At 70.5% G+C, this 15,925-nt stretch carries 12 protein-coding genes; 7 read left to right on the top strand and 5 right to left on the bottom strand.

All coding sequences use genetic code 11. The features are described from left to right. Positions 1-20 precede the first annotated feature (20 nt). From AL072_RS14310 to AL072_RS14330, 5 genes are all read left to right on the top strand, one after another. Positions 21-845, top strand: a complete 825-nt coding sequence (locus AL072_RS14310; RefSeq protein WP_045586047.1) for a flagellin — start codon at positions 21-23, stop codon at positions 843-845. Between the two features lie 158 nt (positions 846-1,003). Continuing rightward, positions 1,004-2,695: a flagellar filament capping protein FliD gene (gene fliD, locus AL072_RS14315; protein ID WP_045586048.1), complete on the top strand. Its 1,692-nt coding sequence runs from the start codon at positions 1,004-1,006 to the stop codon at positions 2,693-2,695. Between the two features lie 89 nt (positions 2,696-2,784). After that, positions 2,785-3,264, top strand: coding sequence for a flagellar export chaperone FliS (locus AL072_RS14320; RefSeq protein WP_045586049.1), 480 nt, complete (start codon positions 2,785-2,787; stop codon positions 3,262-3,264). Between the two features lie 64 nt (positions 3,265-3,328). Beyond that, complete coding sequence (locus AL072_RS14325) at positions 3,329-3,949, top strand: RNA polymerase sigma factor (protein WP_245636863.1); 621 nt, start codon at positions 3,329-3,331, stop codon at positions 3,947-3,949. A gap of 85 nt (positions 3,950-4,034) precedes the next feature. After that, on the top strand, positions 4,035-4,232 hold the full coding sequence (locus tag AL072_RS14330; protein WP_245636864.1) for a hypothetical protein: 198 nt from the start codon (positions 4,035-4,037) through the stop codon (positions 4,230-4,232). A 58-nt stretch (positions 4,233-4,290) separates the two neighbouring features. On the opposite strand, the gene AL072_RS14335 is transcribed toward AL072_RS14330, so the two are convergent. The 5 genes from AL072_RS14335 to ptsP all read right to left on the bottom strand — a co-directional run bounded on the left by AL072_RS14335 (position 4,291) and on the right by ptsP (position 12,596). Continuing rightward, complete coding sequence (locus AL072_RS14335; RefSeq protein ID WP_052710476.1) at positions 4,291-6,603, bottom strand: tetratricopeptide repeat protein; 2,313 nt, start codon at positions 6,601-6,603, stop codon at positions 4,291-4,293. Between the two features lie 167 nt (positions 6,604-6,770). Next, complete coding sequence (locus AL072_RS14340; RefSeq protein ID WP_045586051.1) at positions 6,771-7,088, bottom strand: hypothetical protein; 318 nt, start codon at positions 7,086-7,088, stop codon at positions 6,771-6,773. Between the two features lie 147 nt (positions 7,089-7,235). Next, on the bottom strand, positions 7,236-9,017 hold the full coding sequence (locus AL072_RS14345) for a fructose-specific PTS transporter subunit EIIC (protein ID WP_045586052.1): 1,782 nt from the start codon (positions 9,015-9,017) through the stop codon (positions 7,236-7,238). A gap of 64 nt (positions 9,018-9,081) precedes the next feature. After that, the gene (gene pfkB / locus AL072_RS14350) at positions 9,082-10,065 is read right to left on the bottom strand and encodes a 1-phosphofructokinase (protein WP_045586053.1); all 984 of its coding nucleotides are present in this window, start codon (positions 10,063-10,065) and stop codon (positions 9,082-9,084) included. Then, the gene (ptsP, locus tag AL072_RS14355) at positions 10,062-12,596 is read right to left on the bottom strand and encodes a phosphoenolpyruvate--protein phosphotransferase (protein ID WP_045586054.1); all 2,535 of its coding nucleotides are present in this window, start codon (positions 12,594-12,596) and stop codon (positions 10,062-10,064) included. Before ptsP ends, pfkB begins: the two co-directional genes overlap by 4 nt. A 277-nt stretch (positions 12,597-12,873) precedes the next feature. Here ptsP and AL072_RS14360 point away from each other — a divergent pair, with 277 nt between their 5' ends. Further along, complete coding sequence (locus tag AL072_RS14360; RefSeq protein ID WP_045586055.1) at positions 12,874-13,902, top strand: LacI family DNA-binding transcriptional regulator; 1,029 nt, start codon at positions 12,874-12,876, stop codon at positions 13,900-13,902. 633 nt (positions 13,903-14,535) lie between these two features. After that, a complete protein-coding gene (locus AL072_RS14365) occupies positions 14,536-15,903 on the top strand; it encodes an oligosaccharide flippase family protein (protein WP_045586056.1) in 1,368 nt (455 codons plus the stop codon). Positions 15,904-15,925 lie beyond the last annotated feature (22 nt).

Raw genomic sequence — 15,925 nt, forward strand, 5'->3', positions numbered from 1 at the left:
TTCGATCAGGAGACCAGATCATGCCCGCCATCACGACCAACACGGCATCCAATTCGGCCCTTCGCTATCTCAACATCAATTCCGAGAACCAGTCGGATTCGGTGTCCAAGATCGCCAGCGGCTCGCGCATCACCAAGGCTTCGGACGACGCGGCGGGTCTTGCCGTCGGCACCTCGCTGCAATCGGACATCACCGTGCTGAACCAGGCGGCGACCAACGCCTCGCACGGGTCGTCGATCCTGCAGACCGCGGACGGCGGCATGTCCAGCATCTCCGACATCGTGCAGCGCATGCGCTCGCTGGCGACCCAGTCGCTGTCCGGCTCGGTCACCGACACCGAGCGCGATTATCTGGACGCCGAGTTCCAGCAGCTGCAGGACGAAATCGACGGCATCGCCTCCGGCACCCGCTTCAACGACGAATCGCTGCTCGACGGCACCGAGCAATGGGCGTCCGGCGTCGGCTTCCGCGTCGGCACGACGGCGACCGACAGCATCACCGTCACCATCGACGACGTGACCACCACCGGGCTCGGCATCAACACGCTCGACGTCGGCACCTCGGCCACCGCCGCCGCCGCGCTGACCGCGCTCGACGCCGCGGTCACCACCCTGTCCGACGCCCGCGCCGACGTCGGCGCGCTGATCTCGCGCTTCGAGTTCCGCAGCGACATGATCAGCACCACCATCGAGAACACCGAGGCGGCGCAGTCCGCCATCATGGACGTCGACGTCGCGGCACAGCAGTCGCAGCTCGCGTCGGAAAAGGTGCTGACGCAGGCGGCGATCGCCGTCCTCTCCCAGGCGAACTCGATGCCCGAGAATCTGCTCTCCCTTCTCCGCTGACGGTTCGCCCGCCGCCGGTCCGGAGCGCTCCGCACAGCGTCACACATGCGCGGGGCGCCACCGGCCGCCGGCCGTTTCTCCGGCCGCGCATCTCTTCCGCAGCCTGCCGCCGCACCGGCGGCCGGCAACGGGGGAGCTTTGGGGGGATCACAGCCGCCATGACCACCGTCAGTTCCACCACATCGACCACCACGACCACGACGGCAGCGAGCTCCGGCTATACGGCGCTGACCTCCAGCGGTTCCGGCACCGGCATCGATTACTCGACGCTGATCGAGGCGAAGGTCAACGCGCGCCTGACCAAGGCGGACCGGATCGACGCCAAGATCACCACGAACGAGGCCAAGATCACCGCCTACACCGATCTGCAGGATCTGCTGCAGACGGTGAACGACTCGCTGGACGGCCTGCGCAACCGCACCACCTCGACCGGCGCGTCGAACAACCTGTTCGGCCAGCGCACCGCCTATATCGGCGACGACGACGTGTTCAGCGCCACGGTGGACGACGATACGGAACTGGGCACCTACTCGGTGGTGGTCCAGCAGGTGGCCACCAAGCACAAGATCTCGGGCGACGGCACCGGCAGCAAGACCGACGCGCTGGGCTATTCCGGCAGCTTCACGCTCCAGGCGGCCGACGGCACCGCGGTGTCGATCGACATGGACAGCGACGACAGCCTGACCGACCTGCGCGACGCCATCAACGCGCAGAAATCGACCAGCGGCGTCACCGCCAGCATCGTGCAGGTCAGCGACAGCAGCTATCAGCTGATCCTGACCGCCAACAACACGGGCGAGGAAATCTTGCTGACCGACGGCGGCGACGGGGTGCTGTCCTCGCTCGGCCTCACCGACGGCGACGGCGCGGTCAAGAACGAGCTGGTCGCGGCGCAGGACGCCATCGTCGAGATCGACGGCGTCACCATCACCCGCAGCTCCAACACCATCACCGATGCGCTCGACGGCGTGACGCTGAACCTGTACAGCGCCAGCCCCGACACCGCGATCTCCATGGAGGTTTCGACCGACCTGTCGTCGATCAAGACGGCGATCACCGATTTCGTCGACGCCTACAACGCCTATCGCGACTTCGTGGTCTCGCAGCAGTCCACCACCTCGAGCGGAACGGCGAGCGACGACGCCACCCTGTTCGCCGACACCCTGCTGCGCCAGATCACCCAGTCGGTATCAAGCGCGCTGAACACCTCGATCACCGCCGACGACGGCACCGTGCTGTCGATGGCCTCGCTCGGCATCACCTTCGACAGCTCCAACAATCTGGAGCTGGACGAGGACACGCTGAACAGCATCCTCAGCACCGACATCGACGCGGTGAAGCAGCTGCTCGGCCTCAACATGACGTCGTCGTCGAGCCAGATGTCGCTGCTGCGCTACGAAAGCAGCCAGTCGTCGCTGTCCTTCACGCTCGACATCGAGAGGGGCGAGGACGGGACGCTCAGTTCCGCATCGGTCGGCGGCGACAGCAGCCTGTTCACGGTCAGCGGCAACCGTATCATCGGCGCCGAGGGCACCGCCTATGCCGGCATCGTCCTGGTCTATACCGGCAGCAGCGGCAGCGTCGACGTCGATTTCTCGCAAGGGCTGGCCGACAAGCTGTTCAGCGCAATCGATTCGGCCGCCGACGATTACGACAGCGACCTCGCGACCGCGATCGACGACCTGGAAGCCCAGGACACCACGCTGCAAAGCCGGTCCGACGACATCCGCACCAAGGCGGAAACCTACCGCTCCACGCTCACCGCCTATTACGCCCGGCTGGAGGCCGCCGCCGAGACGGCAGCCCTGCTGCTGCAACAGCTGACCTACAGCGAGGACGACGACGACTGACCGGTTCGGATCGGCCGCCGGCAATCCCACCCGAAGCCCCGATCAGGCCCACCCAAGCAGGGCTCATCCCATCACGAGGACATGGCGCCATGCGCAACTCAGCCTATTCGAAAGCCCTCAACGCCTATGCCGTCGCCAACAGCGCGGTGCCGCCGCTGGTCGCCGTGGTGCGGCTGTACGAGCGGGCGATGACCCATCTGCACGTCGCCCGCGACGCCGCCGCGGCCCGCCGGTTCGAAGAACACCATGCGGCCATCCAGCGTGCCGTCATGGTGTTCGCCGGCCTTGATTCCATTCTGATTTTCGACAAATATGAGGATGTCGCCCAGACGCTCAGGCAGTTCTACCGCCGCCTGATCGCCGAGGCCGGCGCCGCCGCCAGCCGGAAGGATCCGGTGGCTGCCTGCGAGTCCCTTATCCGCCAGACGTCCTTCATGCTGAAGGCCTGGCAGGCCATCGCCGCAGAACGCGGCGGGCCGTCCACTGCCGTCGGTGTTCCGGCCAAAGGGCCGCATGCATCCGTCGTCGGGAGAACGATGGATCATGCTCATGGCGGACTCTCGGCTTGAGAAGCGGGGGCGGCCGGAGGATTGCGGGAAGGCGGGCCTTGCACAGGCCGCCCACGGACACGGCATGTCCGGCGACCTGACCCGCGATCCGGCCGCCGGTGTCTTCATCCCCATGGACGAGGAACCGGACGAGGCGCTGATGGCGCAAATCCGGTCCGGCAGCCAGGCGGCCTACCGCCGGCTGGTGCATCGCCACCTGAAGCGCACCTATGCGCTCGCCCGCCGCCTGACCGGCAACGAGGCGGAGGCGGAGGATGTCGTCCAGGATGCCTTCCTCCAGGTGTGGCAGCGCCGCGCCCAATGGAGCGACGACGGCGGCGCCCGTTTCACCACCTGGCTCTACCGGGTGGTGCTGAACCGCTGCATCGACCACAAGCGCCGGCCGGTCGGCCAGGATCTGGATACCGTGGCGGAGCCGTCGGACGGCGCGCCCGACGCGGTCAGCACCATCCACCGCCGGCAGGTCGCGGCCCGGCTGGCCGATGCCCAGAACCGGCTGACGCCGCAGCAGCGCGCCGCGGTGACGCTGTTTTATTACGAAAATTTAAGCAATGCAGACATCGCGGCCGTTATGCAAATCAGCATCGGTGCGGTAGAGTCCCTATTGAAGCGTGCTCGCCAACAGCTCAGATTGCTGCTGCGCGCCAGTGCGCAGGCCGCCAGGGATTCATTCGATGACGGATGAGGAGTTTCGCGACCAGCTCGATCGCTACGGAGGCGACCTCGCCCTCTGGCCAGCCCCGGCTGCCCGGGACGCGCGGCGCCTGCTCGTGCGTTCGCTCAAGGCCCAGGCGATGCTGGACGAGATGGTGACGATGGAACTGGCGCTGGGGGAACTGGCGCCCGGCCGCGCAACGGACCGCCCGCCGCCCGGCCTCGCCGACCGCATCTTCGCAGCGGCCTTCCGCCTGCCGCCGTCCGGGCAGGGCTTCGACGAGGATGGTGATCAGCCGCCCCGGCTGATGTAGGTTCCCTCTCCCGCGGAACGCGGGGGAGAGCTAGGGAGGGGGCATTCGCAGCCGCTCCTCAAACAGCCCCCGCCACCCGCCGCAGCTCTGCCGCGATGCGCTCCAGCGCATGGCTCAGCTCCTGACCGGCCAGCGGCTGGAATATCCGCATCGACGGATACCAGGGACGTCCGCCGGTGCCGAGCTGGGTCCAGTCGCGGCTGCCGAAGCGCCAGACCGGCACGCCCAGCGCGCCGGCCAGTTCCGCCACCGAATTCGCGGGCGCGATGACGAGGTCGAGCGCGGAGACCAGCGCCGCCGTCTCCGCGAAATCGTCGCGCAGATCCAGCCCGTTCCAGCCATAGATCGGCTGGCCGAAGCGGCGCTCCGCCGCCAGGATCTCGGCGCGGCAGTCGTCATACTGCAAATTCACGAAGGCGACGCCGGGAACGGCGAAGACCGGGCCCCAATCCTCCAGCGGCAGATAGGCGCCGCGGCGCTCGGCGGTCATCAGCTGGCTGCGCCAGCTGATGCCGACGCGCAGGTCGTCGCCAGCACCGTCCAGCCGCTCGCGCCAGTCGGCGACGCGGTTGCCGTCGGCGAACAGCCAGCTGGAGCGGGCCGGGAAGGCCGACAGCCGCTCGCGCAGCAGGCGCGGCACCGATCCCGCCGCAATGTGATAGTCGCAGCCGATCGTCTCCAGCTCGGTCAGGCCGCAGGGCGGTTGCTCGGCGCGCACCATGGCCTTGGGAAAGGAGCGGGCGAACAGCGGCACAAGCCGGCGGTCGCATTCGACCACCACCGTCCCCGCCATCCTGATCAGGTCGGGATAGCAGGAGGCGAACAGGAACTCGTCCCCCACCCCCTGCTCGCGCCAGACGAACAGGCGCTTGCCGTCCAGCGGCTCGCCCGTCCATTCGGGAATGGTGAAGCGGCGCTCCGGCCGGACGCGCCCGGCCTTGAAGCGGAAGGCATAGTCGGCCCAGCCATCGCTCAGCGCGCCGCGCTCCAGTGACAGCAGGCCGCGGTTGAAGCGGGCCAACGCATGGTTGGGGGCGGATGCCACGGCACGGTCGAACCAGCGTCCGGCATCGGCACGGCCCTGGCGCTGTTCGGCCAGCCCCAGGGTGCAAAGCGGGTCGGCCAGCGACGGCGCCAGCGTCAGCGCCCGGCGGCAGGCCGCCGTGGCCTCCGCCGACTGCTGGGCCCCGTTCAGCGCATAGGCCAGCACGGCATGCAGCGGCGCATGGCCGGGCATCAGCCGAATGGCGCGGTTCAGCCGCACCGTCGCGTCGGCGAACGCCTCGCGGTCGGACAGCTCGGCGGCGAGGTTGCCGAGCGCGTCGGCAAAGCCGGGATTGAGCGCCAATGCGCGATGCCAGCAGGCTTCCGCCTCGTCGCGGCGGCCCTGCGCCTTGCAGGCGTTGCCCAGATTGTTCCAGGCCTCCGCCTGCCGGCGGTCGCGGGCGATGGCCCGGCGCTGGCACGCTTCCGCCCGGTCGAAGCGGCCGAGCGCCGCTTCCGCCAGCCCCAGATTGACCAGGGCCGGGACATGGCCGGGATCGAGCGCCAAGGCCGCGCGGAACCGCTCCCGCGCTTCGCCGTGGCGGCCCAGCGCATGCAGCAGCAGGCCCAGATTGTTGCGGGTCTCGGCATGGTCGGGCTGGCGGCGCAACGCCTCGACGTAAGCCGCCTCCGCCTCGGCCGCCTTGCCCAGGCTCTGCAACGTGGCGCCGAGATTGGCCCAGACCGAACCATTGCCGGCGCCCAGCCGCACCGCCTCGCGATAGGCGGCGGCCGCTTCGGCCGGGCGGCCCCAGCGGCGCAGGGCGTTGGCCAGCGTGATACGGACCGCGGCATCGTCCGGCCGCATCCGCGCGGCCAGCCGGTAGCAGCCCAGCGCGGCGTCGGCGTGGCGCAGATCCTCCAGCGCACGGCCCATGCCGAGCCGCGGTTCGGCGACGCCCGGCACCAGCCGTGCCGCGGCACGGTAGCAGCGCAGGGCGACGGCCGGCCGTCCCTGCCTGCCGGCAATGGCCCCCAGCAGGCACAGCGCGTCGGCATCGTCGGGGTTCAGGGTCAGGGCACGGCGGGCGGCGGCCAGGGCGGCGGGAACCCGCCCCTCCTCCATCAACGCCTGTCCCAGCGCCAGATGGTAGGAGCCGACCAGCGCGTTGGCACGAGCCGCGGTGTCGAACAGCCGGGTGGCGTCGGTCCGCCGCCCATCCTGGAAGACGATGTGGCCGAGCAGATGGGCGGCGTCGCCGTGCGCCGGGTCGATCCGCAGGATTTCGCGGTAGAACCGCTCCGCCCGCTCGGTCTGTCCGGCATTGTGGTGCTGGACCGCAAGACGCAGCAAGCTGTCGGTACGCCTGGTCGCGTTCCCGTCCATGGTCGTCGCCGCCCCGTCTGTGAACGTGTTCGCGGTATCTGCACCGCGTCTGTTCGTTGGTACGGTGCTGCCGGGCGACTCCTGCGCGGTTCTGCTACTTTTCTTGCGGAACTTCGGTCAGTTCAATGCACGGCTTCGACCGGCCCAGCCTTCCCAATCCTGCCCTTTCAGCCATGATGGCGCAGGTAGGCCGCCGGGTCGCACTCCTGCCCCAGCGCCATGGCGCGGGCGCGGTGGATGTGCTGCATCAGGACGTCGCGGAACTCCTGCGCGGTCAGGTCGCTCCATTCCGGCGTCTCGGCGGCGAAGGTCATCTGCGCGGCGGTCGCCTCGAACAGTCGCAACCACTCGTCCGCCTTGCCGGCCGGGTCGTCGGCCTTGCGGAACATCTCCGCCATCATCTTGGTCATCAGCGTGCCAAGCGCCAGCAGGTTCACATGCAACAGCATGTTGCCCAGCATCACATCGGGCTTCTCGTCGAGCATGGGTCGGTCACTCCTGGCGATGTCGTGACCACTCACACGGACGGGCCGGCAAAAGCTGGCGCGGAATTTTCAAAAAATTCCCCCTCTCCGCAATTGCGAAGAGGGGGAAGTCCGGGAGGAGACGGATATCGGCTGCCGCAGGGCGGATCAGGCGTGCGCGCCGGCCCCCTGGGGAGCGGGCTTGGCCACCGCGGCCGCGGCGGCCGGCTTCTTCAACAGGCGCAACGCCAGCGCCGTCACGACGGTTCCCACGACGATCGCCACGACGTAGCCCAGCAGATGCGTCACCGCGTTGGGGATGGGCAGGACGAAGATGCCGCCGTGCGGAACCTTCAGCTCGGCCCCGATCGCCATGGAGATGGCGCCGGTCAGCGCGCCGCCGATCATCAGCGCCGGGATGACGCGCAGCGGATCGCGGGCGGCGAAGGGGATGGCGCCCTCGGTGATGAAGGCGATGCCCAGCACGGCGGCTGCGTTGCCGGCCTCGCGCTCCTCGTTGGTGAAGCGGTCGGCGAACAGCTTGGTGGCCAGCGCCAGCCCCAGCGGCGGCACCATGCCGGCGGCCATGGCGGCGGCCATCGGGGTGTAGACCTGGCTGGCGATCAGGCCGGTGGAGAAGGCGTAGGCCGCCTTGTTGACCGGGCCGCCCATGTCGAAGGCCATCATCGCGCCGATCAGCAGGCCGAGCAGGATGGCGCTGCTGCCCTGCATGCCCTTCAGCCAGGCGCTCATCCAGGCGAGCGCCTCGGCGACCGGCGTGCCGACGACGTAGATCATCATCAGGCCGGTCAGCAGCGATCCCAGCAGCGGCAGGATCAGCACCGGCTTCAGCCCTTCGAGGTTGCGGTGCAGCCTGATGTGCCGGTTGAGGAAGGCGGTGCCGTAGCCGGCGATGAAGCCGGCGACGATGCCGCCCAGGAAGCCGGCGCCGATGCTGCCGGCCAGCATGCCGCCAACCATGCCGGGCGCGATGCCGGGCCGGTCGGCGATGGAATAGGCGATGTAGCCGCCCAGCGCCGGCACCATCAGGGCGAAGGCGGCCTTGGCACCGATCTGGAACAGGGCGTAGCCCAGCGTCCCGGCGTTGGCTTCCTCATAGACGTAGATGCCGCCCAGCGCGAAGGCCAGCGCGATCAGCAGGCCGCCCGTCACCACGAAGGGCAGCATGAAGGACACGCCGGTCATCAGGTGCTTGTAGGGACCGGTGCGCTGGGCCGAGCGCTCCGCCTTGCCGGCGGCGACCGCAGCGGCCAGCGGCACCGCGCCGCCGCCGGGCTGCCCGCCGGAAGCGTCCTGGACCGTCGCATCGGCCAGCGCGCGCGTCACCAGCGCCTTGCCGTCGTTGATGGCGGGCTTGGTGCCGCTCATGAACACCCGCTTGCCGGCGAAGCGCGACAGGTCGACCTGGGTGTCGGCGGCGATCAGGACGATGTCGGCCTCGCGGATCTCGTCGTCGGTCAGCGTGTCGCGCGCACCGACGGATCCCTGGGTCTCCACCCTGACCTTGTGGCCCAGCGCGGTCGCCGCCTGCTGGATGCCCTCGGCCGCCATGAAGGTGTGGGCGATGCCGGTCGGGCAGGAGGTGATGGCGACGATCCGGCGCGGGCCGGCCGCTGCCGGCGCGGTGGCACCGCCCAGCGCACCCTCCAGCACGGCGCGCGCATCGCCCAGCACGGCGTCGAGCGGGGCGGCGGTGCGCTTCAGCGCGCCGAAGCGGCCGTCGTCGAAGTCGCCGCTCCCGACGAGGATCACCCCGTCGGCCGCCGGCACCGCCGCGGCGTCGAGCGGGGATTGGATGCCGAGGCTGGAGCGGATCTCCACCTGGATGCGGTGGCCGAGCGACGCGGCCGCCTTGCGCAAGGCTTCGGCCGCCAGCACGGCCTGGGTGGTGAGATCGCCCGCCGCGATCACTGCCAACAGGTTCGCCATGGTTTCCTCCTGGCGGGTCTGCGCCCGCCCCTGTCACTGTGTTGCTTGTCTTCCGATGCCCTGGTCAGGCAAGCGTGCTGAGCGCCACCTGGGCGGCCAGCGCCCGCACCGTCGCCGCATCGGGCAGGTTCGGGCCGAACCGGCCGAGCTTGGCGGCGGCGAAGGCGACCGACAGCCGCGCCACCGTCTCCAGCCCATCGCCTTGTTGGCCGCCGCCCTGCTGAAAACCGGCGATAAGGCCGGCGACCATCGCGTCGCCCGCCCCGACCGTGCTCAGCGCCGCGACCGGCGGCAGCCTGCCGTGCAGTGCGCCCCCGGCGCCGACGAACAGCGCGCCGTCCGCCCCCAGCGAGACCACCACCACCGCCACGCCGCGCCGGTGCAGTTCGCGCGCCGCGTCGAGAAGGTCGGCGTCGGTCGGCAGCGGCCGGCCGGCCCAATCCTCCAACTCGTGGCGGTTCGGCTTGATGCAGTAGGGCAGCGCGCCGGTGGAGGCCAGCGCTGCCGCCAGCGGTGCCCCGCTGCTGTCCAGCACGACGCGGCAGCCGGCCGCCGTCAGCTCGGCGGTCAGCGTGGCGTAGGCGTCGGCCGGCACCCCGTCGGGCAGGCTGCCGGCCAGCAGGACCGGCACCCCCGGCTCCACCAGCCCGAGCACCGTCTCGCGCACGCGGCGCACCGCATCGGCGTCGGCGCTCAGGCCGGGCAGGTTGATGTCGGTGGTGTCGTTGGCGGCGAGGTCGGCGATCTTGATGTTGACGCGCGTCTCGCCCGGCAGCCGCAGGAAGGCGTCGGCGATGCCCTTGGCGGCGAACAGCGCCTCGAAGGGGGCGGCGTTGCCGGTGCCGAGCAGGCCGGTGGCGACGACCGGCGTACCCCAGTCGGCGAGGCAGCTGGCGACGTTCACCCCCTTGCCGCCGGCATTGTGGCGCACCGCCTTCGCGCGGTGGACGCTGCCCGGCTTCAGCGCGTCGACCGTGATGGTCTGGTCGATCGCCGGGTTCAGCGTGACGGTGACGACGGGTCTGGTCCCGACTGGTTCGCCGGTCATGACGCCCCCCCGTCCAGCGCCCGCACCTCGTCGGAGGATTCGCAGTCGACGGCGCGGAGCGCCAACGCCCGCAGGCCGGAAAGGTCGCTGTCGCGCAGGCGGTCCTTGACGCCGGGGATGTCGCGCGGGGTCATCGACAGCTCGCGCACGCCGAGGCCGGCCAGCAACGCCGCGCCGAACGGGTCGCCGGCGATGCCGCCGCAGACGCCGACCCAACGGCCATGCTTGGCGGCCCCGTCCACCGTCATGCGGATCAGGCGCAGCACCGACGGGTGCAGGCTGTCGGCCTCCGCCGCCAGCTCGGGATGCTGGCGGTCGACCGCCAGCGCGTATTGCGTCAGGTCGTTGGTGCCGATCGAGAAGAAATCGACATGGCGGGCCAGGACGTCGGCCTGGATGGCGGCGGCCGGCACCTCGACCATGATGCCGAGCGGCACCGCCGGGGCGTTCAAGTCCGTCCGGATGCGGTCGCAGGCGGCGCGCAGCGCCTCGATCTCGCGCAGCGTGGTGATCATCGGGAACATGATCGACAGCGCCCCCTCGCGGGCATGGCTGGCGGCGCGGTAGAGGGCGCGCAGCTGCGGCTCCAGCAGTTCGGGCCGGCGCAGCAGCAGCCGGGCGCCGCGCACGCCGAGGAAGGGGTTCTCCTCGTGCGGCAGATGCAGGTGCGGCACCTGCTTGTCGCCGCCGATGTCGAGCGCGCGGACGATCAGCGGGCGGCCGTCCAGCGCCTCCAGCATGGCGCGGTAGGTCTCGTACTGTTCATCCTCGCCGGGAGCGTCGCCGCGCTCCAGGAACAGGAACTCGGTGCGCATCAGCCCGACGCCCTCCGCCCCCTGCGACAGGGCGACCGGCACCTGGTCCGGCCGGTTGACGTTGGCGCCGATCTCGACCGTATGGCCGTCGCGGGTGCGGGCGGGCAGGCCGCGCCGCTCCTCCTGCTGGGCCTTCTTGACGCGCTGCTCCTCGATCCAGCCATGGGCGGCGGCGAGGTCGCCTTCGGCCGGCTCGAGATAGAGGCGGCCCGACTGGCCGTCGAGGATGGCAAGCGTGCCGTTCGCCAGCCCGGTCAGCGCCGCGCCGCCGGCAACCATCGCCGGCAGCCCCAGCGTGCGCGCCAGGATCGCGGTGTGGGAGGTCGGGCCGCCCTGCGCCGTCGCCAGCCCGATCACCCGGCCCATGTCGAGCGCGGCGGTGTCGGACGGTGACAGATCGTCGGCGGCCAGGATGCAGGGGCTGTCCGGCAGGTCGCGGATCGAGCCGCCGCGCAGGTCGGGGTCGATGCGGGTCAGCACCCGGCGGCCGACGTCGCGCAGGTCGGCGGCGCGGCCGGCCAGCACCGGGTTCGGGTTGGCGGCCAGCTTCGCAGCGCTGCGTTCCACCGCCTCGTTCCACGACCAGCCGGGGCCGTGCCCCTCGACCATCAGCTGGCAGGTCAGCGTGACCAGATCGGTGTCGTTCAGCAGTTCGGCCTGGGCGGTGAAGATGCCGGCCTCCGCCGGGCCGAGGCGGCGGGCGGTGTCGTCGGCCAGCGCCCTCAGCTGCTGGCGGGTCAGGGTCAGCGCCTCGTGCAGGCGGTTGCCGCCCTCCAGCAGCGGGACGGGGCGGTCGGGAACCGTCAGGTCGGCCTTGGGCAGGACATGCACCGGGCCGATGGCGAGGCCGGGGCTGGCGCCGAGGCCGGCGACCACGGGCATAGCGCGACCATCCGCTGCGGCGGGCGGGGTCCAGCCCTGCACCACCGCCTTGGCCTTGCGCGCCGCCGCGGCGGCGTCCGCCTTCTCCCGCGCACTGAGGCCGGTGATGGTGGCGCGCAGCCGGTTCAGCGCCGCCAGCGCGTCGGGACCGTCGGTGGACACGGTGACGCGGTCGCCGGGGCGGAGGCCGAGCTGCAGCAGCGCCACCAGCGTCTTGCCGTCGGCAGCCTCGCCGCCATGGCGGATGCGCACGCGGCCGGCGGCGGTCCGCGCGGTCTCGACCCAGGCGGCGGCGGGGCGGGCATGCAGGCCGGTCGGGTAATCGACCACCCACTCGAAGCTCTCGGCGAGGTCGCCGACGTCCGACGCGGGGCCGGCGGCGGCCGGGGCATCGTCCGACAGGGCGGCGACCAGCTCGGCGGGATCGGCGGTGCTGAACAGGGCGCTCAGCCGCGCCTCGTCCTGCATCAGGCGGGTCAGGCGGCGCAGGATGGCGATGTGCGCATCGGACTGGGCCGCGATGGCGACGACCAGCCGGGCGGTCTGCCCCTCGTTCCACAGCACGCCGTCCGGCACCTGCAGGATGGCGATGCCGTTGCGGCGGACCAGATCGCGGTCGTCGACCATGCCGTGCGGGATGGCGACGCCATGGCCGAGGAAGGTGTTCGCCACCGACTCCCGCCTGATCATGCTGTCGGCATAGGCCGGGTCGATGCAGCCGGCGGCGATCAGCAGCTGCGCCGCCTCACGGATCGCCGCCTCCTTGCCGGCCGGGCGGGCGCCCAGGCGGATCAGATCCGGGGGCAGGCTAAGGGGGTGCGTGTCGGGTGCCATGGCGACCGTCTCCTCCGCGTGTTTTTGTGTGACCTGTTGTGGATCAGTGAAAACGATTACAGTCAGCCTGTCAACGCTTGTTGCGTTGCAACATAAGGCGTTTTCAGGGAAGAACGGCTTGTCTATGGCCGCAAAATGGGGGATGTTTCGGACAAGACAATGGAAACGTTTTCATATTTCGCCACCCCTGGCCGGACCGGGGCGGGCATCGGTAAGATCGCCTCCCTCCATCGGGCTACCCCACCCAAACGCCCCCACCCAAACGAACGGTCTGCACATGAGCGTTTCCGGAAAGGCCGCCAGCATCAAGGACGTGGCCCAGGCTGCCGGCGTGTCGGTCGCCACCGTGTCGCGCGTGCTGAGCAGCGGCCCGGTCAGCGAGACGCTGCGCAAGCGGGTCGAGGATGCGGTGCGGGCCACCGGCTATCGCCCCAACCTGTCGGCCCGGCGGCTGCGCTCGCAGCATTCGCAGACCATCGGGCTGGTGGTGTCGGACATCCGCAACCCCTTCTTCACCGCCGTCAGCCGCGCGGTGGAGGATGCGGCCTACCGCGCCGGCATGCGCGTCATCCTGTGCAACAGCGACGAGAATCCGGAGCGCGAGGAGCTGTATCTGCGCCTGATGCAGGAGGAGCGGATCACCGGCCTGATCTTCGCCCCGACCCGCGCAACGCTGGAGCGGCTGGACGGGCTGGACCTGGATTTCCCCGTGGTGCTGATCGACCGCAACGCACCGACCGGCCGCCACGACGCCGTGGTGCTCGACAACGCGCAGGCCGCCGCGATGCTGGTGGAGCATCTGCACGCCCAGGGCTACCGCCGCATCGCCGGCCTTTTCGGCAACACCAGCACCACCGGCCTGGAGCGGCACGAGGGCTATCGCGCCGCCATGTCGGCCCGGGGGCTGGCGCCCGCCGCGCGCTTCCTCGCCCCCCACGCCGATGCGGCGGAGGAGGCGGTGGTGGGCTGGATGGCCGAACCCGACCGGCCGGAGGCCTTCGTCGTCTCCAACAGCCTGTTCCTGATGGGGGTGGTGAAGGCGGCGCACCGGCTGGGCCTGCCGATCCCCGACGGGCTGGCGGTCGCCGGATTCGACAACGAGCCCTGGACCGAGCTGGTCGGCCCCGGCCTGACCGTGATCGAGCAGCCGGTGCAGGACATCGGCCATTCCGCCATGGCATTGCTGTTCGAACGGCTGGAGGCGCCGGACCGCCCCAGCCGCCGCCTGGTGCTGGGCGGCACCTGCATCGTACGCGGCTCCACCGCCATCCGGACGGCCGGGGCCCGCATGGCCGGCACGCACTGACGCAACCGCGCCCGGCGGCATTTCGCCGGGTGGATTTTCCAATGGGCATCGAAGGGGCACCCTGCCCGCCACCACAACCCTGGGGGCGGAATGCGGCGGCGCGCTTGCTTCTCCCGCCGTGCGCCGCCCGCCGGGCGGTGGGGTACTCCATTCGCTGTGAAATTGGTGTCCGGCGCAATCCAAACTCGAAAGATGCGCTAGGACTTCGGTGAATCGCTATCGAGGGGTCGGCAAAAAATACCCTTGCGGTGTGTGGGAAGAACAGTTCCGAAAGCGGCGTTGACCGTAGCCGCGGTTCCCCACTACCGTTCGGTGTGCAAATGCGAAAGAACAAATCCGGCAAGACTGAATAACGGTATTCCCGGATGTTTGTTTCGTCGACGTGGATTTTGCACCGTTTCTGATTTTTGTTAGCCACACCCACAATCTTGCAAGGAGGTTTCCAGGGAGGTTCTGACTTGATCGACCTCCTTACTCGGTATGCGGGCAACGGATGAGATCAACCGCAAGTCGCCAAGCCCATCGCCGCAGCCTCGGGGGAGGGGCCGGCGCCCAATCCCGGACAAGAGCCTCACGCCGGCGGGATGACGCAGGACCGACGCATCTCGGGACACCAACGGGGGTGAAAGCGCAATGCACAAAGGTTCCACCGGCAGGCCCGCGGCGGCAGGCCCGGCCCGGCGCAGCTTCGCCCGGGACGGTGCCGCGACCATCCTCGTCACCGCCGCCACCATGGGGCTCGGGCTGCTCACCGGCATCCTGGTCGCCCGCAACCTGGGGCCGGACGGGCGGGGGGCGCTCGCAGCGATCCTCACCACCACCCAGCTGCTGGGCTGGCTGTTCGGCATGGGCTGCGGCAAGGCCGTGACCTATGCCCTGTCACGCGATCCGTCGGTGGGCGGGCGGCTGCTGACCAGCTGGGCGCTGATGCTGACGCCGGTCGCCGCCGCGGCGATCGGGGCCGGGCTGCTGCTGCTGCCGACGCTGCTGGCCGCCCAGCCGGCGGAGACGCTGGAGCTGGCCCGGCTCTATCTGCCGATGATCGCGCTGGCGCTTCTGTCGGAACTGATGCTGGGGCTGCTGCTGGGCGACCAGGATTTCCGCGCCTTCAACGCGCTGAACTTCTTGCAGCCGGCCGGGGTCGCCGCCGCCTACGTGGCGCTTTGGGCCGCCGGCCATTTCACGGTGGAAACCGCGGTCGCCGCCCAGGCGGCGATGAGCACGCTGGTGCTGGTCGCCGCGACGGTGCTGCTGATCCGCCGCCATGGCATCGGCCGGCCCGACCTGGCGCTCGGCCGCCGCACCGCCTGGTACGCGCTGCGCACCCATGGCGACGTGGTGGGCGGCGTCGTCACCCAGCGGCTCGACCTGCTGATCATCCCGGCCTACCTGCCGGCGGCGCAGGTCGGGCTGTACGCGCTGGCCACCAGCCTGTCCTGGCTGATCGTCAGCCTGTCGGGGGCGCTCGCCACCGTCGTCATGCCCGCCGCCGCCCGCCGCGGCCGGTCGGGACGCGTCCTGGTGCTGAACAGCCTGCAGGCGACCTTCGCCGTCGGCGGGCTGCTAGCCGGCGGGCTGTTCGTCTTCGCCGACATCGCCATCCGGCTGGTCTACGGCCCGGCCTTCGCCGACAGCGTGCTGCCGCTGCGGCTGCTGCTGCCGGGTGCGGTGCTCTATGCCGCGGCATCGATCCTGCTGAACGGGCTCTATGCCGAGAACCGGCCCTTCACCGCCACCCTCGCCCATCTGCTGGGCATGGCGGTCACGCTGGCCGGCCTGCTGCTGTTCCTGCGCGACGGCGGGCTGGTCGCCGCGGCCCTGGTGTCCAGCGTCGCCTATACGCTGGTCTTCGTCACCGCGGCGGCGCTCTACCGCCGTGCGACCGGCCTGCCCTGGCGGGTCTTCCTGCCCGATCCGGCAGTCCTCGCGGCAATGCCGCGGCGCCTGCTCAACAAGCCGCCCCCGGCCGCCGCCACCCCGGCCGGGCCATCGGGCGAATAGCCCGTCTCTGACAGTCGGGCAG

The sequence above is a fragment of the Azospirillum thiophilum genome (assembly GCF_001305595.1).
Lineage (GTDB): Bacteria > Pseudomonadota > Alphaproteobacteria > Azospirillales > Azospirillaceae > Azospirillum > Azospirillum thiophilum.

Bases quoted from the DNA above. Each gene is read 5' to 3' on its own strand.
- AL072_RS14310 (WP_045586047.1), top strand. From the start codon at position 21: ATGCCCGCCATCACGACCAACACGGCATCCAATTCGGCCCTTCGCTAT.
- fliD (WP_045586048.1), top strand. From the start codon at position 1,004: ATGACCACCGTCAGTTCCACCACATCGACCACCACGACCACGACGGCA.
- AL072_RS14320 (WP_045586049.1), top strand. From the start codon at position 2,785: ATGCGCAACTCAGCCTATTCGAAAGCCCTCAACGCCTATGCCGTCGCC.
- AL072_RS14325 (WP_245636863.1), top strand. From the start codon at position 3,329: ATGTCCGGCGACCTGACCCGCGATCCGGCCGCCGGTGTCTTCATCCCC.
- AL072_RS14335 (WP_052710476.1), bottom strand. From the start codon at position 6,603: ATGGACGGGAACGCGACCAGGCGTACCGACAGCTTGCTGCGTCTTGCG.
- AL072_RS14340 (WP_045586051.1), bottom strand. From the start codon at position 7,088: ATGCTCGACGAGAAGCCCGATGTGATGCTGGGCAACATGCTGTTGCAT.
- AL072_RS14345 (WP_045586052.1), bottom strand. From the start codon at position 9,017: ATGGCGAACCTGTTGGCAGTGATCGCGGCGGGCGATCTCACCACCCAG.
- pfkB (WP_045586053.1), bottom strand. From the start codon at position 10,065: ATGACCGGCGAACCAGTCGGGACCAGACCCGTCGTCACCGTCACGCTG.
- ptsP (WP_045586054.1), bottom strand. From the start codon at position 12,596: ATGGCACCCGACACGCACCCCCTTAGCCTGCCCCCGGATCTGATCCGC.
- AL072_RS14360 (WP_045586055.1), top strand. From the start codon at position 12,874: ATGAGCGTTTCCGGAAAGGCCGCCAGCATCAAGGACGTGGCCCAGGCT.
- AL072_RS14365 (WP_045586056.1), top strand. From the start codon at position 14,536: ATGCACAAAGGTTCCACCGGCAGGCCCGCGGCGGCAGGCCCGGCCCGG.